This window comes from Anaeromyxobacter paludicola (genome assembly GCF_023169965.1).
GTDB classification, from domain to species: Bacteria; Myxococcota; Myxococcia; order Myxococcales; family Anaeromyxobacteraceae; genus Anaeromyxobacter_B; species Anaeromyxobacter_B paludicola.
Genome location: NZ_AP025592.1, coordinates 1,141,053 through 1,166,564 on the forward strand (window position 1 = coordinate 1,141,053; position 25,512 = coordinate 1,166,564).

General features: G+C 76.3%; 18 protein-coding genes. 6 read left to right on the top strand and 12 right to left on the bottom strand.

Annotated features, from left to right (window positions below):
- Positions 1 to 15 precede the first annotated feature (15 nt).
- From AMPC_RS05330 to AMPC_RS05350, 5 genes are all read right to left on the bottom strand, one after another.
- Positions 16 to 1,806: a chloride channel protein gene (locus AMPC_RS05330; protein ID WP_248344942.1), complete on the bottom strand. Its 1,791-nt coding sequence runs from the start codon at positions 1,804 to 1,806 to the stop codon at positions 16 to 18.
- Positions 1,807 to 1,940: 134 nt separating this feature from the next.
- Positions 1,941 to 3,197: an MFS transporter gene (locus AMPC_RS05335; protein WP_248344944.1), complete on the bottom strand. Its 1,257-nt coding sequence runs from the start codon at positions 3,195 to 3,197 to the stop codon at positions 1,941 to 1,943.
- A 78-nt stretch (positions 3,198 to 3,275) separates the two neighbouring features.
- On the bottom strand, positions 3,276 to 5,831 hold the full coding sequence (locus tag AMPC_RS05340; protein WP_248344946.1) for a M1 family metallopeptidase: 2,556 nt from the start codon (positions 5,829 to 5,831) through the stop codon (positions 3,276 to 3,278).
- 20 nt (positions 5,832 to 5,851) lie between these two features.
- Positions 5,852 to 8,866 (bottom strand): AAA family ATPase, encoded by a 3,015-nt coding sequence (locus AMPC_RS05345; protein WP_248344948.1) that lies wholly within the window; start codon positions 8,864 to 8,866, stop codon positions 5,852 to 5,854.
- On the bottom strand, positions 8,863 to 10,023 hold the full coding sequence (locus AMPC_RS05350) for an exonuclease SbcCD subunit D (RefSeq protein ID WP_248344950.1): 1,161 nt from the start codon (positions 10,021 to 10,023) through the stop codon (positions 8,863 to 8,865). The genes AMPC_RS05345 and AMPC_RS05350 overlap by 4 nt, the downstream gene beginning before the upstream one ends.
- Before the next feature lie 107 nt (positions 10,024 to 10,130).
- Between AMPC_RS05350 and AMPC_RS05355 the strand changes: the two genes are divergently transcribed.
- Positions 10,131 to 12,341 carry a hypothetical protein gene (locus AMPC_RS05355; protein ID WP_248344951.1) on the top strand — a complete coding sequence of 737 codons (2,211 nt, stop codon included), beginning with the start codon at positions 10,131 to 10,133 and terminating at the stop codon, positions 12,339 to 12,341.
- Between the two features lie 69 nt (positions 12,342 to 12,410).
- Here the strand turns inward: AMPC_RS05355 and egtD are convergent, their stop codons facing one another.
- A complete protein-coding gene (gene egtD, locus AMPC_RS05360; protein WP_248344953.1) occupies positions 12,411 to 13,370 on the bottom strand; it encodes an L-histidine N(alpha)-methyltransferase in 960 nt (319 codons plus the stop codon).
- The gene (egtB, locus tag AMPC_RS05365; RefSeq protein ID WP_248344955.1) at positions 13,367 to 14,707 is read right to left on the bottom strand and encodes an ergothioneine biosynthesis protein EgtB; all 1,341 of its coding nucleotides are present in this window, start codon (positions 14,705 to 14,707) and stop codon (positions 13,367 to 13,369) included. Before egtB ends, egtD begins: the two co-directional genes overlap by 4 nt.
- Before the next feature lie 70 nt (positions 14,708 to 14,777).
- On the opposite strand from egtB, the gene AMPC_RS05370 reads away from it, so the two are divergent.
- From AMPC_RS05370 to AMPC_RS05385, 4 genes are read left to right on the top strand one after another with little or no spacing between them, the layout of a single operon-like run.
- Complete coding sequence (locus AMPC_RS05370) at positions 14,778 to 16,247, top strand: DUF2867 domain-containing protein (protein WP_248344957.1); 1,470 nt, start codon at positions 14,778 to 14,780, stop codon at positions 16,245 to 16,247.
- Positions 16,244 to 17,878 (top strand): cryptochrome/DNA photolyase family protein, encoded by a 1,635-nt coding sequence (locus AMPC_RS05375; RefSeq protein WP_248344959.1) that lies wholly within the window; start codon positions 16,244 to 16,246, stop codon positions 17,876 to 17,878. Before AMPC_RS05370 ends, AMPC_RS05375 begins: the two co-directional genes overlap by 4 nt.
- Positions 17,879 to 17,889: 11 nt before the next feature.
- Positions 17,890 to 18,906 carry an alpha/beta fold hydrolase gene (locus tag AMPC_RS05380; RefSeq protein WP_248344961.1) on the top strand — a complete coding sequence of 339 codons (1,017 nt, stop codon included), beginning with the start codon at positions 17,890 to 17,892 and terminating at the stop codon, positions 18,904 to 18,906.
- A gap of 40 nt (positions 18,907 to 18,946) precedes the next feature.
- Positions 18,947 to 20,752: a MutS-related protein gene (locus AMPC_RS05385; RefSeq protein ID WP_248344963.1), complete on the top strand. Its 1,806-nt coding sequence runs from the start codon at positions 18,947 to 18,949 to the stop codon at positions 20,750 to 20,752.
- Positions 20,753 to 20,785: 33 nt separating this feature from the next.
- Here the strand turns inward: AMPC_RS05385 and AMPC_RS05390 are convergent, their stop codons facing one another.
- From AMPC_RS05390 to AMPC_RS05410, 5 genes are all read right to left on the bottom strand, one after another.
- A complete protein-coding gene (locus AMPC_RS05390) occupies positions 20,786 to 21,091 on the bottom strand; it encodes a hypothetical protein (protein WP_248344965.1) in 306 nt (101 codons plus the stop codon).
- 98 nt (positions 21,092 to 21,189) lie between these two features.
- Entirely contained in the window at positions 21,190 to 22,251 is a 1,062-nt protein-coding gene (gene hypE / locus AMPC_RS05395) for a hydrogenase expression/formation protein HypE (RefSeq protein ID WP_248344967.1), read from the bottom strand.
- A complete protein-coding gene (locus AMPC_RS05400; protein ID WP_248344969.1) occupies positions 22,241 to 22,822 on the bottom strand; it encodes a D-sedoheptulose-7-phosphate isomerase in 582 nt (193 codons plus the stop codon). The genes hypE and AMPC_RS05400 overlap by 11 nt, the downstream gene beginning before the upstream one ends.
- The gene (hypD, locus tag AMPC_RS05405) at positions 22,819 to 23,949 is read right to left on the bottom strand and encodes a hydrogenase formation protein HypD (protein WP_248344971.1); all 1,131 of its coding nucleotides are present in this window, start codon (positions 23,947 to 23,949) and stop codon (positions 22,819 to 22,821) included. Before hypD ends, AMPC_RS05400 begins: the two co-directional genes overlap by 4 nt.
- Complete coding sequence (locus AMPC_RS05410) at positions 23,946 to 24,293, bottom strand: HypC/HybG/HupF family hydrogenase formation chaperone (RefSeq protein ID WP_248344973.1); 348 nt, start codon at positions 24,291 to 24,293, stop codon at positions 23,946 to 23,948. Before AMPC_RS05410 ends, hypD begins: the two co-directional genes overlap by 4 nt.
- Before the next feature lie 125 nt (positions 24,294 to 24,418).
- Between AMPC_RS05410 and AMPC_RS05415 the strand changes: the two genes are divergently transcribed.
- Positions 24,419 to 25,489 carry an NADH-quinone oxidoreductase subunit B family protein gene (locus AMPC_RS05415; RefSeq protein WP_248344975.1) on the top strand — a complete coding sequence of 357 codons (1,071 nt, stop codon included), beginning with the start codon at positions 24,419 to 24,421 and terminating at the stop codon, positions 25,487 to 25,489.
- The last annotated feature ends 23 nt before the right edge of the window (positions 25,490 to 25,512 follow it).

Genomic DNA, 25,512 nt, shown 5'->3' on the forward strand with positions numbered 1-25,512 from the left:
TCGCGGCAGCAGCCGCTAGAAGCGGCCGTGCTTGAGGAGGTCGCGCTTCGAGACGGTGCCCACCAGCCGATGGTGTGAGTCCACCACCGGTAGCCGCTCGAGGTCGCTCTCCGCGAACCGCTCCGCCACCGCGGCGAGCCGCATGTCGGGGGTGAGCGGGCGCACGGTGCGATCCATCACGTCGGCCGCGACGATCATCGACAGGTTGGCCTCCTCGTTGATGGTGCCCTTGAGCGCCTCGAGCTCGATGACGCCCAGGAACTCGCCGCCCGGGGCGGTGACGTAGAGGTCGTGCCCGGGCGGCAGCGCCAGCAGCTTCAAGAGCACCTGCTGGAAGGGCACGCTCGGCTCCACCCGCTCGGCGGCGTCGGTGACCAGCCCGGCCACGGGCGTGACCTGCAGCCAGTCCGGGCGCGGCAGCTCGGGGAGCTTCACGCCCCGGCGGCGCAGCGGCGCGGTGTAGAGCGAGTCGGGCTCGATGGCCCGGCTGATGGCCGCGGCGAGCGTCGCGGTGAGCATGAGCGGCAGGATCACGCCGTAGTCGCCGGTGAGCTCGAAGATGATGAGCACCGAGGAGACCGCCGCGTGGGTGGTCCCGGCGAGCACGCCGGCCATCCCGATGAGCGCCATGGCGCCGACCGGCGGGCCGCTGTGGAAGGCCCGCTGGATGAGCTCGCCGAGCCCGCCGCCGAGGAGGGCGCCGTAGTAGAGCGAGGGCGTGAAGAGGCCGCCCGGGACGCCGGCGCCGGCGCAGAGCGCGGTCGCGGCCAGCTTCAGCGCCGGGAGCAGGAGCAGCGCCGGCAGCGCCAGGTTCCCGAGCAGCGCCGCGTTGACGGTGTCGTAGCCGTTGCCGAGGAGCTGCGGGAACGGGATCGAGGCCGCGCCGAGCAGGGAGAGCCCGAGCGGCGGCAGCCAGCGCACGACCTGCTTCGGGAGGCGGTAGAGCTTCACCTCGACCCAGCCCATCACCCGCACGTAGAGCACCGAGGCGAGGGCGAGGATGGGCGCGCAGGCGAGGCCGAGGAACACCTCGGACGGCCGCATGAGCGCGTACTCGGGGATGACGTAGCCAGGGTGGCCGCCGGCGAGGATGCGCGAGAGGATGGTGGCGACGACGCAGCTCACCACGATGGGCCCGAGCAGCTCGAGCGCGAAGCTGCCGAGCAGCACCTCGAGCCCGAAGAGCGCGCCGCCGATGGGCACGTTGTAGGCGGCCGCGATCCCGGAGGCGGCGCCGCAGGCGACGAGGAGCCGGGCCTGGCGGCGGGTCACCTGGAGCCGGTCGGCGAGCCACGAGCCGCTCGCGGCCCCGGTGGAGACGAGCGCGCCCTCGCGCCCGAGGGACGCGCCCATGCCGACCGCCACGATCGAGATCGCGCCCCGCAGGAGCGCGCGGCCGAGCGGCAGCCGGCCGCGCTGCACCCAGATGGCCTCGATGATCCCCGCCGTGCCGTGCCCGCCGAGCGGGCGGTGGGTGAAGAAGGAGACCCCGGTGATGAGGAGCCCCGCCAGGCCCGGCACCAGCACCCGCTGGAGCGGCGGCGCGCCCTCGACCGAGCCGAGGTAAGTCTCGCCCCCCGGCCAGGCGAGCAGCTTCACGAGCTCCAGCAGGCGCAGCAGCAGCACCGAGCCGAGCCCGCCGACGGCGCCCGTGAGCACCACGAGGAGCCAGAACCGCTGCGCGACGCGCGGCAGCTGCCGAAGGAACTCGCCGACCGAGTGATAGAAGACCGGCCGGCGCAGGACCGTGCCGCGCAGGTCCGCGTCGTCCGGGGGCTGGGACGGCCGATGTGCGCGCCGGGGCAAGGGTCCGACAGCAAGGTAGGGACGCGCGCGGACGCTCGCCTTCGGGCCGCCGCCCCCGGCGTCCGCGGGCGGGCCACGGGTCACCCGCCCGGGCCATCCCGGAGGGGAGCCCCGGAGCCTCGACCGCCCCTACCCTACCCGCTCGCGGCCGCGCCGCTGCCGCTCCGGCGCGTGAGCGCCACCATCCCGAGCAGGACGCCGATGCCGGCGAAGGTGAGCACGGCGTCGGCGATGAGGGCGCCGCGCGCCCCGAGGCCGCGCAGCTCCGAGCCCCAGCCGTCGAGGGCGGTCACGTAGTTGCTCGCCACGTTGGCGATGGCGATGAAGAGCGTGTACTTGGTCGCGGCCGCGGCGCTGTGGCCGACCATCTCGAGGATGAAGGCGGCGAGGGTGGCGAACGCGATCCCGTTCGCGAAGTTGTAGGCGAGCGTGCCCCAGGCGTAGGTGAGCGGCGTGAGCGGGGCCGCCAGCATCGCCACCGCGGAGAGGGCGGTGATGCCGGCGGAGAGCGCGTAGGCGAGCCGCCGGTTCATGTGGTCGGCGAGGTAGCCGCCCACGAGCGACCCGACCGCGCCGACGAGCCCGCCGCCGAGCCCGCTCACCACCGCCACCACGTGCTCCGAGGCGCCGTAGTCCACCGCCATGGCGGAGAAGAGGTTCGTGAGCGCGCCCGCGCCGACCGGCAGCGCGCAGATGACGAGCCCGGTCCAGCCGTCGCGGCTGCGCACCGTCCCCCAGAGGTCGTCGAGGATCCCCCGGACGCGGACCCAGAGCGCCCGCCCGAAGCTGCCGGCCCGCTCCACCGCCGGGTCGCGGAAGTGGGGCTCGACGATGAGGAGGGCGGCGAACGCGCTCGCCGCGGTGACCGCGGCCATGACCGCGCCGGCCGCCGGCACCGAGGCGCGCGAGGCCACCCAGAGCGCGAGCGCGCCGAGCACGCCCGTCCCGCCCACGTTCCCCGCCATGCGCCACCCGCCCGCCTTGCCCTTGTCCTCGAGCCGGGTGGTGGCGGCCATGAGCCCGTCGGCGGCGACGCAGGCGGTGGTGCCCGCCACCTGGGCCGCGGTGGCCACCGCGGTGAAGAGGCCGAGGTGGCGGGCCAGGTCCGGCACCAGCGCGAGGGCGCCGAGCAGCGCCGCGCAGGCGAGCGTCATCCCCACGAACCAGACCTTCCGGTAGGAGCCGATGTCCACCAGCGGCGCCCAGAGGAACTTGATGGCGTGCGGCGTCATCGTGGTGGCCGAGATGGCGCCGATGACCGCGAGCGACACCCCCTGGCTCTTGAGCCAGAAGGGGGCCGCGATCGACACGTAGCCGATGGCCGCCGCGAACGGGACGATGGTGACGGCGAAGACGGCGGGCGGCGTCGGCCGGACGGAGTCGTGGTTCACGGCCTCGTGTCTACCACGGGGCGCGCGTCCCCGCGCCTCCGAGCCGAGGAGACGTCCGGAGGGATCCCTCCCCGGCGCTCAGCCGCGCCGCGCCGCGAGCCAGCGCCCGATGGCGGCCTGGGTCCGCTCGCGGAGCTCCACGTCCTGGCGCATCCGCTCCAGGGTCTGCGCCGCGGCCTGGCGGGCCGCCTCCACCGGGTGGATCTGGAGCAGCGTGGTGGCCTCGTCGAGGTGACGCCGCTCCGGCAGCGCGCCGAGCGCCTCGATCACGCGCCGGAGCAGCATCGGCGCGCCGGCGGTGGTGAGCCGCACCTCCTCGAAGCGGGCCTGCAGCTCCACCCAGAAGGCCTCGCGCGCCGACCGGTTCCCGAGCAGCGTCGCCATGTAGGACGCGAGGTCCTGCAGCGGCACCGAGCCGTCGAAGGCGAGCGCCTCGCCGCGGCGGGCGAGCGACGGCTCCTCGAACTGGGCCAGGGCAAGCAGGTACCGGCGCCGGAAGGCCGGATCGCGCTCGTTCCGGTAGAGCTCGCGGAGCTGCTCGAAGCGGGCCGCGCCGCCCATCCGCGCCGCCATCGCCACCGCCGCCTCGTGGAGGTTGGCCTCGAGGGCGTGGGGGTCGCCGGCGAGGAAGCGGTCGAGGCGCGCCGCCCCCTCCTCCACCAGCGCCGGCAGCCGCGCCACGAGCCCGAGGGCCCGCACCAGCGCCGAGCGCCGGAGCCGGATCGCGTCCGGCTCGCCCGGCTGGGCGTTCCAGCCGATCTCCTCGAAGCGGGGGCCGAACAGCGCCGCCACCCAGGCCTGGAAGCGCGGGCGATCGGAGTCGGCCACCAGCCGGTGCTCGATGGCGGCGAGCCGGCCGACCAGCTCGTCGAGGACGGCGTGGTCCTGCTCGGCGCCGAACGCGGCGCAGAGGTCGAGGAAGACGCCCACCTCGCGCTCCGCCGCCCGCACCAGCGCCCACTCGTCCGCCACCAGCTGGATCCGCTCGGATGGCTCGAGCTTCGCGAGGTGGTGGCGCAGGTCGGCGAGGGCGGCGCCCTCGTAGGCCACCCGGTAGAACCCGGTCGCGCCGCCGTTGGCGCAGACCCAGCGCACCCTGCCCTGCGCCGGGAGCTCGACCACGGCGGACCGGTCGCGCAGGAGCGCGCGGTGGGTCTTCACGCCGGCGTCGTCCTCGTACCGGAGCACGAGCGGGACCGGCCAGCGGCCCGGGCCCGACTCGCCGGGCGCGGAGAAGAAGCGGCGCTGCTCGAGCCGCAGCCGCGCCCCGTCGCGGCCCACCGAGACGAGCGGGAAGCCCGGCTGCCGGATCCAGTCGTTCGCGAGCTCGAGGATGGGCTGGCCCGAGGCCTCGGCGAGGGCGCTCCAGAGGTCGTCGGCGACCGCGTTGGCGCGCCCGTGCTTGCGCATGTAGGCGCGGATCCCCTCGCGGAACGGGACCTCGCCCAGGTAGCTCTCGATCATGCGGAGCACCGCTCCGCCCTTCTCGTAGGTGATGACGTCGAAGCTCTCGGTCGCCTCGGCCGCGTTCTTCACGTAGGCGTGGATGGGGTGCGTGGAGCGGAGCGCGTCGAGGTGCAGCGCCGCCGCCTTGCCGGTGTCGAACTCCAGCCAGACGCGCCAGCCCGGCATCCAGCCGTCCACCACCTTGAAGGCCATCCAGGTGGCGAACGCCTCGTTGAGCCAGAGGTCGTCCCACCACTGCATGGTGACCCAGTTCCCGAACCACATGTGCGCGAGCTCGTGGGTGACCACCTCCGCCACCCGCTTCTTCTGCGCCAGCGAGGCGGTCGCGGGATCGAGCAGCAGGGCCACCTCGCGGAAGGTGACGAGCCCCGCGTTCTCCATCGCGCCGGCCTCGAAGTCGGGGACCGCGACCTGGTCGAGCTTGCCGAAGGCGTACGGCAGGCCGAAGTAGTCCTCGAGCCGCGGCAGCACCTCCACCGCGACCTCCTGGCCGAAGGCGGCGAGCCGCGCCTTCTCGGCGACGGCCCAGGTCCGCACCGGCACGTTCCGCACCGCGATGGCCGGGCTCGGGGCCAGGGCGCCCGCGCAGAGCGCCACGAGGTAGGAGGAGAGCGGCGGCGTCTCGGCGAACTCCACCCGCTTGCGCCCGCCCGAGACCTCCTCCCGGACCGCGGGACCGTTCCCGAGCGCGACGGCGCCCTCCGGCACGTCCACCGAGACCGACCAGACCGCCTTGAAGGCCGGCTCGTCGAAGCACGGGAAGACCCGGCGCGCGTCGGCGGCCTCGAACTGCGTCACCGCCACCGGGCCGGCGTGGTACAGGCCGCGCAGGCCGTCGCACATCTTGCCGCGCCACGCCAGCTCGAGCGACGCCGGCCCGGCGGGCACCGGCTCGGGGAAGCGGAGCAGGAGCGTCTCGCTCGCCTTCGCCACCTCCACCCGGGTCGCCGCGAGGGCCCGGCCGGCGGAGCGGCAGACGGCGCGGTCCACCTCGAGGTCCACCCCGTGGAGGACGACCTCCTGCGCCGGCTCGCCGAGCGACAGCTCGATCGTGGCCTCGCCCGTGAAGCGCTTCGCGTCGAGGTCGATGGAGAGGTGCGCCTGGTACCGCGCGGGACGGACGGTCTGCGGGAGCCGGAAGTTTCGGTCCGTGGTGGGGTGGGCCATGCACCCTGTGTTTACCGGGTTCAGCCTGCCCGTACCACCACCGTGGAGCCCTGCTGCCCCTTGAGGACCTCCACCCGGGCCGGGATCCGCCGCTTGAGCTCCTCCACGTGGGAGATGATCCCGACCATGCGCCGCGCGGCGCGCAGCTCGTCGAGCGCCTGGAGCGCCTGGTCCAGCGTCTCCTCGTCGAGCGAGCCGAAGCCCTCGTCCACGAACAGGGCGTCGAGCCGCCTCCCGCCGCTGCGCGCCAGGACGACGTCGGACAGGCCGAGCGCGAGCGACAGGCTGGCGAGGAAGCTCTCCCCGCCCGAGAGCGCCCCCACCGCGCGATCGTGCCCCGTCCAGCCGTCCTCCACGAGCAGCGAGAGCCCCGCCGCCGCGTTGGCCCGCGCCTTGGCCGCGTCGTGCCGGAAGCGGTAGCGGCCCCGGGACATGACGAGGAGGCGGCGGCTCGCGGCCTCCGCCACCTCCTCCATGCGCGCCGCGAGCACGTACCGCTGCAGGCTCAGGTTGAGCGAGCCGCGCAGCCGGCCGGAGCAGACGTCGGCCAGCCGGCGCGCCACCGCGAGCCGCTCCTCGACCGCCGCCCGCTCCCGCGCGAGCTCGTCCAGCCGCGCCCGGCGGGCGGCGACCGCCTCTCGCTCCCGCTCCAGCGCGCCGCAGCGCTCGCGGGCCCCCGCCAGCGCCGCCCTGGCCTCGTCCCGCCGGGCCCGCGCCGCCGCGAGGTCGGGCCGGAGGAGCCCCTCGAGCGCCGCCTCGAGCTCCCCGGCCGCGCTCGCCGCCGCGGCCTGCTGCTCGCGCCGGGAGCGGACCGACCCCTCCAGCGCCGCGAGGGCGGCGGCGTCGAGCAGCGCGGCCCGGACCGCCTCGCCCGAGCCGAACCCGGCCCCGCGGCAGGCCTCCTCCAGCGCCGCCGCCGCGCGGGCGCGCCGCGCGCGCGCCGCCTCGAGCTCTCCTTCGGCCGCGCCGCGCCGGCTGCTCGCCGCCGCGAGCGCCGCGGCCGCCTCGCCCTCCGTCCGGACCGCCCTCCTGGCCGCCGACTCGAGCGCGGCGAGCCGCTCCCGCGCCTCCGCCAGCTCGGGGCGCGGGTCGCCCGCCACGCCGGCCTCTCCGGCCTGGCGCGCCAGGGCCTCGAGGGCCGCCGCGGCCGCGGCGAGCGCCTCGCGCGCCGCTCCCAGCGCGGCCTCGGCCGCGGCCAGCTGCGGCCGCGCGCCCTGGAGCCGGGCGGCGAGCTTCTGCCGCGCCGCCGAGGCGCTCTCCATCTCCGCCGCCGCGGAGCGCGCGAGCAGGACCCGGCGGCCGGCCTCCTCCTTCGCCTTCCGCAGCGCGTCGGCGGCGCCGCAGTCGGCGAGCGCCGCGAGCCGGGCCTGCGCCTCGTCCCGCTCCGCCGCCGCGCGCGCGGCCGCCGCGCCCTGCTCGGTGGCGCGGGCGCGGAGGGCCGCCGCGGCCCGCTCGGCCTCGTCCACCCGCTCGCGCGCCACCAGCGCGCCGGTGGCCTTGGCCGGGTGCTCCGTCGCCCCGCACACGGGGCAGGCGTGGCCGGGCGCGAGCTTCCCCGCGAACCAGGCCGCCATGCCGGCCTCCCGCGCCCGGGAGAGCGCCCGGGCCGCCTCCTCGGCCGACGACGACGCCGCGCTCGCGGCCGAGGCCGCCGCCTGCGCGCGTTCCAGCGCCGCGGCCCGTTCGCGGGCCCGCTCGGCGGCCTCGGCGCGCTCCCGGGCCACGTCGAGCGCGCGCTCCGCCGCGGCGAGCGCCTGCGCCGCCTCGCCGCCCGCCGCGGCGATCGGGCGGAGCTCCTCGAGCCGCCGGTCGGCCTCGCCGAGGCGCCGCTCCGCCTCGGTCACCTGCCGGGCCCGCTCGTCCCGCTCGGCGGCCCGCCGCGCCACCTCGGCCTCCGTCCCGTCCCGCGCCGCGATGGCCGCCGCCCGCCGCTGGAACGGCTCGACCGCGAGCTCGAGCCGCGCCGCCCGGGCGCGCAGGGCCTCGCGCTCCGGCCCCGCGGCCTCCGCGCCCGCCAGCTCCTTCCGGGCCGCCGCCAGCGCGGCCGCGGCGGCCTCCTCGGCCCGACCGGCCGCGCCCAGCCCCTCGAGCCGCTCCCGCTCGGCCCGGGCCGCCTCGGCCCCGCGCTCGAGCTCCGCCCGGACCCCCTCGGCCCGCCGCGCCGCCTCGAGGCGCGCCTCGTCGGCCAGGAGCCCGTCCCGCGCGGCCTCCAGCCGCGCCAGCGCCCCCCGCGCGGCGTCGAGCCGCCCGAAGCGCTCCGCCAGCGCCTCCGCCTCCCGGAGGGCCCGCTCGGAGAGCGCGTCTTCCGCCTCGCGCCGCGCGGCCTCGGCGCGCGCCGCCGCGAGCGCCCCCTCGCCCTCCTCGGCCCGCGCCGCGAGCGCCGCCGGCTCCTCGTCGCCGAGCTGCTCGCGCCAGCGGGTGTCGAGCACCGCCCGCTCCTGCCCGAGCGCCTGGGCGCGCCGCTCGAGCAGGTTCGCGACCTGCTCGTAGTCCTCGGTGCCGAAGAGCTTCTTGAGCAGGTCCTCGCGCTCCCGCGAGTCGGCCAGCAGGAGCCGCTTGAACTCTCCCTGCGGCAGCAGCACCACCTGGGTGAACTGCGCCGCGTCGAAGCCCAGCAGCTCCTCGATCTGCTCCGTCACCGCGCCGGCCCTGGTGGCCAGCACGGCCCCGTCCCGCTCGCGCCGCAAGGAGGCGGTGGGCGCCTGATCCACCTCGCCGTGGCCGCGCCGGGCCGGCCGGGTGAAGGCGGCCGTCCGCTCCACCGTGTAGACCTCGTCCCCCAGCGCGAACCGGAACCGGGCCCGGGGCGCCTCCTCCGGCGGGGCGAGGTCGCTCTTGAGCCTCGGCTGCGCGCCGCGCGACCCCGGCACTTCCCCGTACAGGGCGAAGACGATGGCGTCGAAGAGCGAGGTCTTGCCGGCGCCGGTCGGGCCGTGGATGAGGAACAGATCGCTGCCGCCGAGGAGCGCGAAGTCCACCACCTGCCGGCCGCGGTAGGGGCCGAACGCGGTCACCTCCAGCTCGAGCGGCCTCACGCGCCCCTCCCGGCCTTGAGGACCTCGTCGCAGGCCTCCTGGAAGAGCCGCCGCTCCTCCTCCCCGGGGGGCGCCCCGGCCATCTCGGCGAAGAACCCCTCGAAGAGCCGCAGGTGGTCGCCCCCCGCCGCCGCGAGGCGCGCGGCGAAGGAGCCCTCCACCGCCGCGGGGGTGAGCCCCTCCCGCTGCACCTCCAGCACGTGGGAGAACCGCTGCCGGAGCTTCCCGACCGCGTCGACGACGTAGCCCGGGTCGGTGAGCGTCGCCTGCACGAGATCGGTCCGGTGCCGCTCGTGAGCCGGGTCGCCGAGGAGCTCGGCCAGGGTCCCCCGAAGCTGGACCACGTCGCGCCGCGGCGTCAGCGAGAGGCGGCGGGTGCGCACCTCCCCGGGCGCGAGCTCGACCAGCTCCACCCCCTTCTCCTGCGCGGCCTCGCCGAAGGAGTACTTGAGGAGCGACCCGCTGTAGCGGAGCCATTCGCTCCCGGCGCTCTGCGGCGCGTGCAGGTGGCCGAGCGCGACGTAGTCGAAGCCGGCGAAGGTCTCGGGCGGGACGGCGCCGCTGCCGCCGACCGTGAGGGACCGCTCGCTCTCGGACGAGGCCGCGCCGTCCACGAAGGCGTGGGCGGCGAGGACCCGGACGCCGCCCCGGCCCGCGGCGTCGGCCCGGGCGCGCTCGAGCACCGCCGCGGTGGCGGCGGCGTGCCCCCGCAGCGCCTCGTCGCCGGTCTCGGCCCGGACCACCTCCGGCTCCACGTAGGGCACGGGGTAGAGGAAGCAGTCCACCCCGCCGCCCGACAGCGCCACCGGCTCCCCGGCGCGACGGCAGGTCCCCCGCACGTGGACGCCCTGCGCCTCGAGCAGCCGGGCGCCGAAGGCCAGCCGCTCGCCCGAGTCGTGGTTGCCGGCGAGGAGCACGAGCGGGATGCCGAGCTCGGCGCGGGTCCGGGTGAGGAAGTCGTCGAGGAGCGCCACCGCCTCGGCCGGCGGCACCGCCCGGTCGTAGACGTCCCCCGAGATCACCACCGCGTGCGGCCGCTCCTCCCGGAGCAGGAGCCGGAGCTGCTCGAGCGCGTGAACCTGGTCCTCGAGCAGCGACTCGCCATGGAGGGCACGGCCCAGGTGCCAGTCGGAGGTGTGGAGGAGCCGGAAGGCCATGCGGGCACTCTACACGGAGGTCCGACACGGTCCCCCCACCCCCGATCCCCGGCGACGGGGAGGCGTGGTACATCTCCCGGGTCCACGCCGACCTCCCGGGAACCGCCATGTCCGACTCCACCGCACCCGCCCTCACCGAAGGCTCGCTGCCCGGCGCGGCCAACGAGCCCCGCGCAGCGTCCCACCGCTGGCGCTTCCACCGCGTCGGCGGCCTCGACCAGGTCGCCCTCGAGACCGGCGAGGACCTGGCCCGCCTCGAGGCCCTCGACCCGAAGCTCTGGACCGCCCTCTCCTGCCCGACGAAGGGGCTCGAGCTCGACCCGCGCACCCTGGAGCTGCTCGACACCGACAAGGACGGGCGGGTGCGCGTCCCCGAGGTGCTGGCGGCGCTCCGCTGGTGCGCGGCGCGGCTCGCCGATCTCGGGGCGCTCATCCCGGGGGACGAGGCGCTCCCGCTCGCGGCCCTGTCGGACGGCACCGCCGAGGGGCGCGCCCTGCTCGGCGGCGCGCGGCGCATCCTCGAGAGCCTCGGCAAGCCCGGCGCCACGGAGCTCGTGCCCGCGGACGTGGCCGACACCAGCAAGGTGTTCGAGGGGACCCTCTTCAACGGCGACGGCGTCGTGCCGCCCGAGGCGGCCGAGGAGCCGGAGCTGCGGCAGCTCCTCGAGGAGGTCGTCGCCTGCGCCGGCGCGGTCCCGGACCGGAGCGGCCGCCCCGGCGTGGACCAGGCCCACCTCGACCGGTTCTTCGAGGAGCTGGAGCGGTTCGTCGCCTGGTGGCGGGACGGGGACGCCGCCGAGGGCGCCATGCCGCTCGGCGCGGCCACGCCCGCCGCGTTCGAGGCGGTGCGCGCCGTCCGGGAGCGGGTGGACGACTACTTCGCCCGCTGCGCGCTCGCCGGGCTCGACCCCCGCGGCGCCGCCGCGCTCAACCGGAGCGAGGCCGAGTGGGCCGCGCTCGCGGCGGGCGAGCTGTCCGCCGCCGGGCTCTCGGCCGCGGCCGCCTTCCCGCTCGCGCGCGTCGAGCCGGGCCGGTCGCTGCCGCTCCTCGAGGGGCTCAACCCGGCCTGGGCCGAGCGGATCGCCGCGTTCCGGCGCGACGCCGTGCTGCCCTTCCTGGGCGAGGCGCACGGGCGCGAGCTCGGCGCCGAGGCCTGGCGGAGCCTGAAGGCCGCGCTCGCCGCCCACGAGGCGTGGCAGGGGCGCAAGGCGGGCGCCGCGGTCGAGCCGCTCGGGCTCCTGCGCGCGCAGGCGCTGCTCGCCGGCGACGCCAAGGCGCAGGCCGAGGCGTTGCTCGGCCGCGACCGCGCCCTCGAGGCCGAGGCGGCGGCGGTCGGCGACGTGGCGCGGATGGTCCACTACCACCGCGACCTCTACCGGCTCCTGCGCAACTTCGTCTCCTTCGCCGACTTCTACGACGCCGGCGCCCAGGCGGTGTTCCAGGCGGGGACGCTCTACCTCGACGGGCGGAGCTGCGACCTCTGCGTGCAGGTGGACGACCCGGCGGCCCACGCCGGGCTCGCCGCGCTCTCGCGCATGTACATCGCCTACTGCGAGTGCCGGCGGCCGGGCGGCGAGAAGCTGCGCATCGCCGCCTGCTTCACGCAGGGCGACTCCGACTTCCTGATGGTCGGCCGCAACGGCGTCTTCTTCGATCGCAAGGGCCGGGACTGGGACGCGACCATCGTCAAGATCGTGGACAACCCCATCTCCATCCGGCAGGCGTTCTTCGCGCCCTACAAGAAGGCGCTCAAGCTGGTCGAGGAGCAGGTGCACCGGTTCGCCGCCAGCAAGTCCAAGGCGGCCGACGACCGGCTCGCGAACGGGATCGGCCACGCGTCGGACGCGGTGCTGCACGGGAAGCCGCCCGCGCCGGAGCCGGTGGACGTGGGGAAGATGGTCGGCATCGTCGCCGCCCTCGGCGTCGGCATCGGCGCCCTCGGCACGCTCTTCGGCGGGTTCGCCTCGGGCTTCCTCTCCCTCCAGCCCTGGTGGGCCAAGCTCGCCGCGATCGGCGGGGTGGTGCTGCTCATCTCCGGCCCCTCGATGCTCATCGCCTGGCTCAAGCTCCGCCAGCGGACGCTCGGGCCGGTGCTCGACGCCAACGGCTGGGCGGTCAACGGGCGGGTCCGGGTCAACATCCCGCTCGGCACGGCGCTCACCGCCCGCGCCGTCCTCCCGCCCGGCGCGAGCCGGTCGCTCGAGGACCCCTACGAGGACCGGGCCGCCCGGCGGCGGCGGCGGCAGGCCTGGGCCGTGGCGGCGCTGCTGGGCGCGGCGCTCCTCGCGGCCCGCCTCGCCCACCGCTGGCCGTTCTGAGCGGGGCGCCCGGAGCGCACGGCGGCTCGGGCGCGCGACCGGCTCCACCTCCGGAGCGGCGAGCGCCCGCTACAGCGCGAGGAAGTGGACGCTGAAGAGCCGCTCGTCGTCCACCCAGAGGCCGCCCTGGCGGAACCCGGCGCGCGCCGCCAGCGCCACGAACTCGCCGGGGCCGTACTTGTAGGAGCTCTCGGTGTGGATGCTCTCGCCGTCCTCGAAGCGGAAGGCGCGGCCGAGCGCGTGCACCTCCTGGCGCCCCACGCTCACGAGGTGCATCTCGATCCGGCTGCGCACCCGGTCGAAGAAGGCCCGGTGGCGGAAGCGGTCGAGGTCGAAGTCGGCGCCGAGCTCCCGGTTGGCCCGCGCGAGGAGGTTCAGGTTGAAGGCGGCGGTGACGCCCAGCCGGTCGTTGTAGGCCGCCTCCAGCACCGCCGGATCCTTGCGCAGATCCACGCCGATGAGGAGCGCGCCGCCCGGTCCGGCCTGCGAGGCGATGTGGCGCAGGAGCCCGACCGCCTCCGGCGGGTGGAAGTTCCCGATGGTCGACCCGGGAAAGTACACGGCCCGGCGCGCCGGCTGCAGCCCCTCGAGCGGGAGCGCGAGGTGGGCGGTGAAGTCGCCGCAGACCGGCCGGATCGGGATCGCCGGGAAGCGCTCCCGCAGCGCCGCCGCCGCCGCGAGGAGCGGCTCGCGCGAGATGTCCACCGGCACGTAGCCGGCCGGCCGGTCGAGCTCGCGCAGGAGCACGCGGGTCTTGAGCGACGAGCCGGAGCCGTACTCGACGACGACGCAGCGCGGCCCGAGCAGCGCGGCCATCTCGCCGCCCCAGGTCTCCATGATGTCGAGCTCGGTCCGGGTCGGGTAGTACTCCGGCAGCTCGCAGATGAGGTCGAAGAGCCGCGAGCCGCGCTCGTCGTAGAAGTACTTGGCCGGGAGCTCCTTCGCCGGGCGCGACAGCCCCTCCACGAGGTCGGCGGCGAAGCCGGTCGCGGTACCGACGAGCGGGGTGGCGAGGTCGTTCGCGATCATCGGAGATCCTTCGCGACCCGCAGGCCGGCGAGCTGCCAGCGGGCGTCGGGGTAGAAGAAGTTGCGGTAGGTGGGGCGCAGGTGGGACGCGGGGGTGAAGGCGGAGCCGCCGCGCAGGACGAGCTGGCTCACCATGAACTTGCCGTTGTACTCGCCGAGGGCGCCGGGGGCCGGGGCGAAGCCGGGGTACGGCGCGTAGGCGCTGCGGGTCCACTCCCAGACGTCGCCGAAGAGCTGACCCGGCCCGTCCGCCGAGGCCGCCGCGCACGGGTGGTAGCGGCCCGCCTCGGCGAGGTTGCCCGCCACCTCGGCCCCCGAGGCCGCGGCCTCCCACTCCTCCTCGGTCGGGAGCCGCGCCCCGAGGAAGCGGGCCACCGCGTCGGCCTCGAAGAAGGAGAGGTGCGCCGCCGGCGCGTCGAGGTCGAGCGGCCGCGTCCCCGCGAGCGTGAACTCCGCGAACCCTCCGCCGTCGGGCTCCCAGTAGAGCGGCGCCTCCCAGCCGCGCGCCTTCACCGCGGCGAAGCCGTCGGAGAGCCAGAGCTCCGGTCGCCGGTAGCCGCCCTCCGCCACGAACTCCGCCACCTCGCCGTTGGAGACCGGGCGCGCCGCGAGCGCGAAGGGCTCGAGGAACGCCCGGTGCCGGGGCCGCTCGTTGTCGAAGGCGAAGCCCGCGCCGCCATCGCCCACCTCCACGAGGCCGCCCGGCAGCGCCTCGAAGCGGAGCGGCCCGGCGGCGGCGCCGGACGGACCGGGCAGGTCGGCGCGCCAGGCGGGCCGGAGCGGGTTCTGGAAGAGCGCGTGCTTCACGTCGGTGAGGACGAGCTCCTGGTGCTGCTGCTCGTGGTGCAGCCCGAGCTCGAGCACGTCGAGCTCCCCGCCGCCGCAGCGCCCGGCGTCGAGCCACTCCCCCACCCCGGCGTCCACGTGCGCCCGGTAGGCGTGGACCTCGGCGAGCGACGGCCGCGTGAGGAGCCCGCGCCGCGGCCGCTCGTGCCTCGGGCCCACCGCCTCGTAGTAGGAGTTGAACAGGTAGGCGAAGCGCGGGTGGAAGCGGGGGCGCCGCGGCAGGGCGCGCGAGAGGACGAACTCCTCGAAGAACCAGGTCGTGTGCGCGAGGTGCCACTTCACCGGGCTCGCGTCCGGCATCGACTGCACCTGCTGGTCCTCGGGGCTGAGCGGCGCCGCGAGCGCGAGGGTGGCCCGGCGCACCGCGTCGAAGCGCTCGCGCAGCGTCGCGGCCCTGGCCCGGTCGGGCTCGCCGCGACGCTTCCCCGCACCGATCTGGGCCGCGGTCGAGTCCACCTCCGGGAACGTGAGGTGCCGGACCGCCCCGAGCAAGCTCCAGAGCGCGCCCTCCCCGCCTGTGTCCCGGGCGAACCCCAGTGATTCCCGCTAGACCCGGAAGGTCATGGACGCGAGGCGCCCCATCCTGGTGACCGGCGCGACCGGCTACGTCGGCGGCCGGCTGGCGCCGCGGCTCGTGGAGCTGGGCGAGCGGGTGCGCGTGCTGGCGCGGGAGCCGGGGCGGCTCGCCGGCCGCCCCTGGCTCGGCAAGGTGGAGGTGGTCGCGGGGGACGTGCTCCGGCCGGAGACCCTGGGCGCGGCCCTGCGCGACGCGCGCGCCGCCTGCTACCTCGTGCACAGCATGGCGGGGAGCCGGGGGTTCCACGAGCGCGACCTCCGCGCGGCGGCCACCTTCGCCGCCGCGGCGCGCGAGGCCGGCGTGGAGCGGATCGTCTACCTGGGCGGGCTCGGCGCCGGGCCGGAGCTCTCGCCGCACCTCCGCTCGCGGCAGGAGACGGGCGACGCGCTGCGGGCCGCCGGCGTGCCGGTCGTCGAGCTCCGGGCCGGCATCGTGGTCGGCTCGGGCTCCGTCTCGTTCGAGATGATCCGCTACCTCACCGAGCGGCTCCCGGTGATGATCTGCCCGCGCTGGGTCTACCGCCGGATCCAGCCCATCGCCATCCGCGACGTGCTCGCCTACCTCGCCGCGGCCCTCGCCCTCCCCGCCGGCGAGGGGCTCACCGTCGAGATCGGCGGCGCCGACGTCCTCACCTACCGGGACCTCATGCTCGGCTACGCCCGGCTGCGCGGGCTCAAGCGGCTCCTGGTCCCGGTCCCGGCGCTCACGCCCGGGCTCTCGGCCCGGTGGGTCCACCTCGTGACGCCCGTGCCCGCGCGGCTGGCGCGCCCGCTCGTGGAGGGGCTGCGCGCCGACGTCGTCGTCCGCGACGACTCGGCCCGGCGGCTCTTCCCGGAGATCCGGCCGATGGGCTACGAGCCGGCCCTGCGGCTCGCGCTCGAGAAGCTCGACCGGGGCGAGACCGAGACCAGCTGGACCGACCCGCTCGTCTCCTCCCAGGGCGACGTCCCGCCGGTGCAGCTCACCACCGAGCGCGGCCTGGTGGTGGAGCGGCGACAGCTCAAGGTGGCCGCGCCCCGGGAGACGGTGTTCCGCGCCTTCACCGGCCTGGGCGGCGCGCGCGGCTGGCTGTACGCCGACTGGGCCTGGAAGCTGCGCGGCGCGGCGGACCGGCTCCTCGGCGGCGTCGGCTTCCGCCGGGGTCGGCGCCACCCCGACGAGCTCCGGCCGGGCGACGCGCTCGACTTCTGGCGCGTCGAGGCGGTCGAGCCGGACCGGCTCCTGCGACTGCGCGCGGAGATGAAGGTGCCGGGGCGGGCCTGGCTCCAGTTCGAGGCGAACCCGATCGCCGGCGGCGAGGTGCTCCTCACCCAGACCGCCTTCTTCGCGCCGCGGGGGCTCGGCGGCCTCCTCTACTGGTACCTGCTCTACCCCATCCACGGGCTCATCTTCTCGAACCTGGTCCGGCGCGTCGCGGAGCGGGCGCGCGCGCTCGCCGCGGCGGAGGGCCGGTGAAGGCGGGGCGGTCCAGGGGCGCGGCGGCGCCGGAGGTCCGCTCCCGGGGCGAGCCCGCGCCCGACCTGCGCGTCCGCGCCGCCAACGATCGCCCGGTCGCGCCCGGCGGCGCCTACGTCCTCTACTGGATGATCGCGGCCCGGCGCCCCGCCTTCAGCCACGCGCTCGACCGGGCGGTGGCGCTCGCGCGCGAGCTGCGCAAGCCGCTGCTGGTGCTCGAGCCCCTGCGCGCCGGGTATCCGTGGGCGAGCGACCGGCTCCACCGCTTCGTCATGGACGGGATGGCGGCGAACGCCCGGGCCTTCGCGCGCGCCGGGGCGAGCTACCTCCCCTACCTCGAGCCCGAGCCCGGCGCCGGGAAGGGGCTCCTCGAGGCGCTCGCCGCGCGGGCGGCGGCGGTCGTGACCGACGACTGGCCGGCCTTCTTCCTGCCGCGGATGGTGGCGGCGGCGGCGGCGCGCCTGCCGGTCCGGCTCGAGGCGGTGGACGGGAACGGGCTCCTGCCGATGCGCGCCGCGCCGCGCCTCTTCCTGAACGCGCAGGGGCTGCGGCGCTTCCTCCAGGGCCACCTCGCGCCGCACCTGCGCGCGCTCCCGTCGCCGGCGCCGCTCGAGGAGGACTTCCCGCGGCGGCTCGCGCTCCCGGACGACGTGCTCCGCCGCTGGCCGCCCGCCTCCGGGGCGGACCTCGCGCCCGGCGGCCCGCTCCTGGCGCGGCTCCCCATCGATCACGCGGTCCCGCCGGCGCCGCTCCAGGGCGGCTGCGAGGCCGGCGCGGCGGCGCTCGCGTCCTTCGTCGAGGACGGCCTCGCCCGCTACGGCGGCGACCGGAGCCGGCCCGACGAGGAGATGGGGAGCGGCCTCTCGCCCTACCTGCACTTCGGCCACGTCGGCGCGCACCAGGCCTTCCTCGCGGTGGCGGCGCGGGAGGGCTGGGCGGAGACCCGCCTCTCGTGGGAGGTGACGGGGCAGCGGCTCGGGTGGTGGGGGCTGTCGGAGGGGGCGGAGAGCTTCCTCGACGAGCTCGTCACCTGGCGCGAGCTCGGCTTCAACATGTGCCACCTCCGGCCCGACCACCTCGCCTACGGCTCGCTCCCGGAGTGGGCGCGCGCCACCCTCGCCGCGCACGCCTCCGACCCGCGCCCGCACCGCTACGGCCTGGCGGAGCTCGAGGCGGCCGCCACCCACGACCCGCTCTGGAACGCCGCGCAGCGCGAGCTCCTCGGCGCCGGCCGCATCCACTCCTACCTGCGGATGCTCTGGGGGAAGAAGATCCTGGAGTGGTCGCCGTCACCGGAGGAGGCGCTCCGGGTGATGCTCCACCTCAACGACAGGTACGCCCTCGACGGGCGCGACCCGAACTCGGCCACCGGCATCTTCTGGGTGCTCGGCCGGTACGACCGCCCCTGGGCGCCGGAGCGGCCCATCTACGGGAGCATCCGCTACATGAGCAGCGAGCGGACGCTGAAGAAGCTGGGCGGGCTCGCCGGGTACCTGCGCCGCTGGGGGGCGCCGGGGCGGAGCGCGCCCGAGCAGCTCGAGCTTCACGGGGCGCCCGCCGGGGAGGCCGGGGGGCCCGGCGCGGCCGGGCGCCGCGCATCGGGCGTGGCCCGCCGCCGGCGCGGGCGCTAAGGACTGCAGCCATGAGCACGACCCTCTTGACCGCCCTGCTGTGGCTGGGAGTGAACGGCGCCGCCCCGGCTCCGGCCACCCCCGCGCCGCCGGCGTACGACGCCGACGCCGCCGCCTTCGAGTACCCCTGGCCGGTCCACTTCTACGAGTTCGAGAGCCAGCGGCAGAAGCTCCGCATGGCCTACCTCGACGTCCCGCCCGTGCAGGGCCGGGGGAACGGCGAGGCGGTGCTCCTCCTCCACGGCAAGAACTTCAACGCGAGCGACTGGCAGACCACCATCGCCTCGCTCACCCGCGCCGGGTTCCGGGTGATCGCGACCGACCAGCTCGGCTTCGGGAAGTCGAGCAAGCCGGCCAGCTACCAGTTCAGCTTCACCCAGCTCGCCGCCAACACCCGCGCGCTCCTCGCCTCGCTCGGCCTCGAGCGCACGGTGGTGGTGGGCCACTCGATGGGCGGGATGCTCGCCGGCACCTACGCCGTCGAGTACCCGGCGGCCACCGCCCGGCTCGTGCTCGTGAACCCCATCGGCCTCGAGGACTACGCCGCGCTCGTGCCCCCGCGCACCGTGGACGACTGGTACCGCGGCGAGCTCTCGGCCACGCCCGAGTCGGTGCGGGAGTACCAGCGGAACGCCTACTACGCCGGGGCGTGGAAGCCCGAGTACGAGGTCCACACGCGCCTCCTCGCCGGCTGGACCCGCTCGCCCGACTGGCCGCGGATCGCCTGGGACAGCGCGCTCACCTACGACATGATCTTCACCCAGCCGCTCGTCCCCAAGCTCCCGCGCATCCGGGTCCCCACGCTGCTCATCATCGGCACGCGCGACCGGACCGCGCTCGGGAGGCCCTTCGCGCCGCCGGAGGTGCAGAAGACCATGGGCGACTACGCGAGCCTCGGGAAGCTGACGCAGCAGCGGATCCCCGGCGCCCGGCTGGTCGAGATCCCGGGCGTCGGCCACGTGCCGCAGGTGGAGGCCTTCCCGGCCTTCGAGAAGGCCCTGCTCGGCTTCCTCGCCCGCCCCGAGTAACGGGCCCCCGGCGCCGGCCCGGACGCGGTATGACCGTGGGGTGACGACCGCGCCCGCCGAGATCGCCGCGCGACTCCGCGAGCGGCTCGCCGCGCGCCGGGCCCGGCTGGCCGCGCTCGACGCCCACGACGCGCGCTGGGCCGCTGCCCGGCTCGCCGCCTTCGCCGCCCTGGTCGCGGCGGGCTGGCTCGCCTTCGGCCACCGGCTCTCCTTCGCCTGGTCCCTCGCCCCCGCGCTCGCCTACGGCGGGCTCGCCCTGCTCCACGATCGGGCGCTGCGGGCCCGGGCGCGGCTCGGGCGCGCCGTCGCCTTCCACGAGGCGGCGCTGGCGCGCGTGGAGGGGCGCTGGGCGGGGCGCGGCAACGCCGGCGAGCGGTTCGCCTCCCCGGAGCACCCCTACGCGCTCGACCTCGACCTCTTCGGCCAGGGCTCGCTCTTCGAGCTGCTCTGCACCGCGCGGACGCGCGCCGGGGAGGAGCGCCTGGCGGGGTGGCTGCTCGCGCCCGCCGGCCCGGACGAGGTGGCGCTCCGCCAGGAGGCGGTCCGCGAGCTCACGCCGGGCCTCGACCTCGCCGAGGAGCTCTCGGTGCTGGGCGAGGACGTGCGGGCCGAGGTGGACCCGGCCCGCCTCGCCGCCTGGGGCGAGGCCCCGCCCGCCCTGCCCGCCTGGGCGGCGCCGGCCGCCGCGGCGCTCGCCGCCGTCAACGCGCTGCTCGCAGCGCTCTGGGAGCGGGTGCCGTTCCTGCCGCTCGCGGGCGGGCTCTCGCTCCTCGCGACCTGGGCGCTCCAGCGGTGGCTCCGCGACCGGGTCGCCGCGGTGCGCGACGCGGTGGACCGCCCGGCCGCCGAGCTGCGGGTGCTGGGGCTCCTGCTGGCGCGGCTCGAGGCGGAGCCCTTCCGTGCCCCCCTCCTCGCCGGCCTGCGCGAGCGGCTCCTCCGCCCGGCCCCGGCCTCGCGGCGCATCGCCCGGCTCTCCCGCGCCGCCGAGCTCTTCGAGTGGACGCACAACGAGCTCTTCGCGCTGCTCGGGTTCTTCGTGCTCTGGAAGCCGCTCGTCGCGGCGCGCGTCGAGCGCTGGCGCCGGCGGGACGGGCGCCACCTGCGCGGCTGGCTGGAGGCCGTCGCGGACCTCGAGGCGCTCTGCTCCCTGGCGGGCTTCGCCCGCGAGCACCCCGAGCTCACCTTCCCGTCGCTCGCGCCCGGGCCCGCCGCGTTCCGGGCCGAGGGGCTCGCCCACCCGCTCCTGCCCGGCGCGGTGCCGAACGACGTCGCCCTGGGGGTCGCCGCGCCGGAGCGCGGGGGCGAGGCCCCCAGGCGCGTCCTGCTCGTCTCCGGCTCCAACATGTCGGGGAAGAGCACGCTGCTCCGGACCGTCGGCGCGAGCGCGGTGCTCGCGCAGGCCGGCGCCCCGGTCCGCGCCCGGTCGCTGGCGCTCACGCCCCTCGCGGTCGGGGCCACGCTGCGGATCCAGGACTCGCTCCAGGCCGGGCGGTCCCGCTTCTACGCGGAGATCACGCGCCTGAAGGAGCTCATGGACCTCGCCCGCGGCGAGCGTCCGCTCCTGTTCCTCCTCGACGAGATCCTGAACGGCACCAACTCGCACGACCGGCGCATCGGCGCCGAGGCGGTGGTCCGCGCCCTCGCCGATCGCGGCGCGCTCGGCCTCGTCACCACGCACGACCTCACCCTCACCGAGCTCGGCCGGACGCTCGCCGGGGCGGAGAACGCCCACTTCGAGGATCAGCTGCGGGACGGCCGGATCGCGTTCGACTACCGGCTGCGCCCGGGCGTGGTGGAGCGCTCGAACGCCCTCGCGCTGATGCGGGCGGTCGGCCTCGAGGTCTGAGCCTCGCGGGCGCTCGCCGCCGGCCGGCCGCCCTCAGGGCGGGGCCCTCGACGGCGCCCGGGCGCGCGCCCAGAGCGGGTAGTCGAGCCCGGCGAGCCGGTTGATGGCGATGGCCTGGAGCACCAGCAGGGCCACCGCCAGCTCGATGAGCGCGAGGTACCCCGGCCGCGTCAGCGCGCCGGCCGCGAACACGGTCGCGCCGGCGTACGGCACGAGGGCGGTGTCGAAGTCCTTCAGCCCCCGGCTGCCGACGACGATGCCGAGCACCACCAGGAAGGCGGTGAGCAGCCCCCACCCGGCGGCGTGCGCCGCGTCCGATCCTCGCCCGGTGATCTCCATGCCCGCCTCGCGTCCGGCTGCGCGAGGGATCTGGCCGGGCCGCGGGGCCGCGCAAGGCGGAGCGCCAGGCCCGCCCCATCTGGTGATCACGGCGGTCCTCAGCAGATCCGCGGCAGCGACTCCCCGTAGGGCAGGTCGAGGATTCGCTGCCCGCCGATGGGGGTACGGAGGGTCACGAAGCCCGGGTGCTCGGCAACCACCCGCCCGATCCGCGCCGCCTCCCGCCCCAGCGGGTGCGACCGCAAGGCGGCGAGGGCCCGCTCCGCGCCCGCCTCCGGCACGAAGGCCACGAGCTTCCCCTCGTTCGCCACCACGAACGGATCGAGCCCGAGGAGCTCGCAGGCGCCGCGCACCCCGTCGTGGACCGGCACGGCCCGCTCGTCCACCTCGACGCCCAGCCGCCGCCGGCCGGCGATCTCGCAGAGCGCCGAGGCGAGGCCGCCGCGGGTCGGGTCGCGCATGGCGTGCACGCCCGGGAAGGCCTCGAGCAGCGCCGCCACCAGCCCGTGCAGCGGCGCGGTGTCGCTCCGCACCTCGCCCCCGAAGGCGAGCCCCTCGCGCTGCGAGAGGATGGTCACGCCGTGATCGCCGACGGCCCCGGAGAGCAGGATGGCGTCCCCCGCCGCCACCCGGCGCGAGGAGAGCTCGGCGCCCGGCAGCGCGACCCCGATCCCGGCGGTGTTGACGAAGACCTTGTCTCCCTTGCCCCGGTCCACCACCTTCGTGTCCCCGGTCACCACCTGCACGCCGGCCGCCTCCGCGGCGCGCCGGATCGACGCGATCACCCGCTCCAGCTCGGAGAGGGCGAGCCCCTCCTCCAGGATGAGCGCCAGCGAGAGGAAGAGCGGCCGGGCGCCGCCCATGGCGAGGTCGTTGACGGTGCCGTTCACCGCCGGCTCGCCGATGTCGCCGCCGGGGAAGAAGAGCGGCGTGACCACGTAGGAGTCGGTGGTGAAGGCGAGCCGCGCCCCGCCGGCGTCCACCCAGGCCTGATCGTCGAGCGGCTCGAGCATGGGGTTGCGGAAGGCGGGCAGGAGGAGCTGCTCCACCAGCCGGGCGGTCAGCTTCCCCCCGCTCCCGTGCCCCATCAGGATCTCCCGGACCTCGGTGAGCGGGACCGGGCAGGCGCCGAACGGCGCGGCGGCGTCGCTAGAGGACATCGTCCTCCCCGAGGGCGAGGTGGACCTCGTCCCAGAGCAGGTGCAGGAGCAGCGTGTGCGTCTCCTGCACGCGGTGGATGGACCAGGTCCTCACCACGAAGAGGTGGTCGCAGAGGTCCGGCATCCGCCCGCCGTCGCGCCCGGCGAAGCCGATGGTGAGGAGCCCGAGCTCGCGGGCGCGCCGCAGCGCCCGGTTGACGTTGGACGAGGCGCCGGAGGTCGAGATCCCGAGGGCGGCGTCGCCGGGCCGCGCCTGGATGGCGAGCTGGTCCACGAAGATCTGCGAGAAGTCGGCGTCGTTGCCGATGGCGGTGAGGGCCGGGGTGGACGAGGTGAGCGCCAGCGCCGGCAAGGGTCGGCGCTTCTCCACGATGGGGTGGACGAACTCGACCGCGGCGTGCTCGGCGTCGCAGGCCGAGCCGCCGTTCCCGAAGGCGAGGAGCCGCCCGCCGGCGCGGAAGCGCCCGGCCAGCGCGCGGGCGCAGGCGGCGAGCGGCTCCGCCTGCTCCTCGAAGAAGCGGAGCTTCACCTCGGCGCTCTCGCGCGCCTTGCGCAGGATGGCGTCCCTCACGGCCCGGCCGGCGCGGCGGCGCGCCCCTCCGGCGCGGCCTCGAGGTACCGGCCGTACTGGTGATAGGCGGCGCAGGCCCCCTCGGCCGAGACCATGGTGGCGCCGAGCGGGCGCTGCGGCGTGCACTCCCGCCCGAAGGCGGGGCAGTCGCAGGGCTTCTTCAGGCCGCGCAGGATCTGGCCGCTGATGCAGAGCGGCGACTCGCGGGTGTCGATGGCCTCCACCTCGAAGCGGCGCTCGGCGTCGTAAGCCCGGTACTCCCAGGCGAGCCGGTAGCCGCTCTTCGGGATCGCCCCCACCCCCCGCCACTTGCGGTCCCCCACCTCGAACACCTCGTTCACCAGGTCGCGCGCCGCCCGGTTCCCGTCCCAGGCGACGGCGCGCGCGTACTGGTTCTCCACCTCGGCCCGCCCGGCCTCGAGCTGGCGCACCGTCATCCAGATCCCCTCGATGAGGTCGAGCGGCTCGAAGCCGGTGACGACGATGGGCACCCGGTAGCGCGCGGCGAGCGCCTCGTACTCGCGGCAGCCCATCACCGCGCAGACGTGCCCCGGCCCGAGGAAGGCCTGCACCCGGTTCCCGGCCGACTGCAGGATGGCTGCGATCATCGGCGGCACGAGCACGTGCGAGACCAGCACCGAGAAGTTCTCCACCCGGTCCTGCCGGGCGCGCCAGACCGCCATCGCGTTGGCCGGGGCGGTGGTCTCGAAGCCGATGGCGAAGAAGACCACCTGCTTCGAGGGGTTCTCCTTCGCGATCCGGACCGCGTCGAGCGGCGCGTAGACCACCCGGACGTCGGCGCCGCGGCTGCGGAGCGTGAGCAGGTCGCCGCGCGAGCCGGGGACGCGCAGCATGTCGCCGAAGGAGGTGAAGATCACGCCGGGGCGGCTCGCGATGGCGTGCGCCTTGTCGATCATCTCCAGGGAGGTGACGCAGACCGGGCAGCCGGGCCCGTGCACGAGCTCGATCCCGGGCGGCAGCATCCGGTCGATGCCGTAGCGCACGATGGAGTGGGTCTGCCCGCCGCAGACCTCCATGATCACCCAGGGCCGGGTGACCGCGGCGGCGATGCGCCGGGCGAGCCCCGCGGCGCGCTCGGGATCGCGGTACTCGTCCACGAACCTCACGGCGGCTTCCCCCCGGCGTCCGCCGGCGCCCCGCTCCGCTCCCGGTCCGCCCGGTCGGCCGTCAGCTCGGCGGTGTGCCCCATGACGTCGAGGGCCCGGTAGGCCCGCTCCGCCTCCTCCCGGTCGATGCGCGAGATGGCGAAGCCCACGTGCACCAGCACGAACTCGCCGGGGACGGCGTCGGGCAGGCACTCCAGGCAGACCTCGCGGACGATGCCGGCGAAGCGCACGTCGGCGAACCGCACCGGCCCGTCCGTCCGGACCGTCAGGATCTCGCCGGGGATGCCGAGGCACATGGCCCTTAGAACGTGGCGGGCCGGGGCGGCGTCACAAGCTCTCTTCACGGGTCGGCGCCGGTCGGGAGGGAGCGCCCCGCCGCGCCGCCGCCTCGGGAGCGCACCGCGCGCGCCCCGCCCGGTTGCGGCGCGGCGGCGGGGCGTCCACGTTCTCCACCCGGAGGGCTTCCCGCATGGCCACCAAGTCGGGCGTGGACGAGGTCCACATCCTCTGGATCTCGGAGGGGATGAGCTGCGACGGGGACACCGTGTCCATCACGGCCGCCACGCAGCCCGCGATCGAGGACGTGGTCCGCGGGCTCATCCCCGGGCTGCCCAAGGTGCACCTGCACAACAAGGTCCTCGCCTTCGAGCTCGGCGGCGAGCCGTACCTGGCCGCCTTCCGCCAGGCGGCGCGCGGCGAGCTCGGCCCCTTCGTGCTGGTGGTGGAGGGCTCGATCCCGAACGAGCAGATCAACGGCGAGGGCTACTGGACCTCCTTCGGCAACGACCTCGAGACCGGCGAGCCGATCACGATCAACGCGTGGCTCGACCAGCTCGCCCCCAAGGCCTGGGCGGTGGTGGCCATCGGCACCTGCGCCACCTACGGCGGGATCCACGCCATGGCCGGGAACCCCACCGGCAGCATGGGGCTCGCCGACTACCTCGGCTGGAACTTCCGCTCGCGCGCCGGGATCCCGATCGTGAACGTGCCCGGGTGCCCGGTCCAGCCCGACAACTTCATGGAGACCCTGACCTGGCTCCTCTACCAGGCCGCGGGCGAGAACCCGATGATCCCGCTCGACGAGCAGCTCCGCCCCACCTGGCTCTTCGGGAAGACGGTGCACGAGGGCTGCGACCGGGCCGGCTACTACGAGCAGGCCGACTTCGGCCTCGACTACAACTCGCCCAAGTGCCAGGTGAAGATCGGCTGCTGGGGGCCGGTGGTGAACTGCAACGTGCCGAAGCGCGGCTGGATGGCCGGCGTCGGCGGCTGCCCCAACGTCGGCGGGATCTGCATCGGCTGCACCATGCCGGGGTTCCCCGACAAGTTCATGCCGTTCATGGACCAGCCGCCCGGCTCCACCGCCTCCACCGGCCTCGTGACCGCCTACGGCAAGCTCATCCGCAGCCTGCGGGCGCTCACCAACGCCACCGTGAACGAGGAGCCGCGCTGGCACCACCGCCGGCCCGAGCTCACCACCGGGTACGAGCCGCGCTGGCCGCACCGCTCCGAGCGGTCCCCCGCGCCGGCGCACCACTAGCACCACCCGCAGCAGGCAGGAGA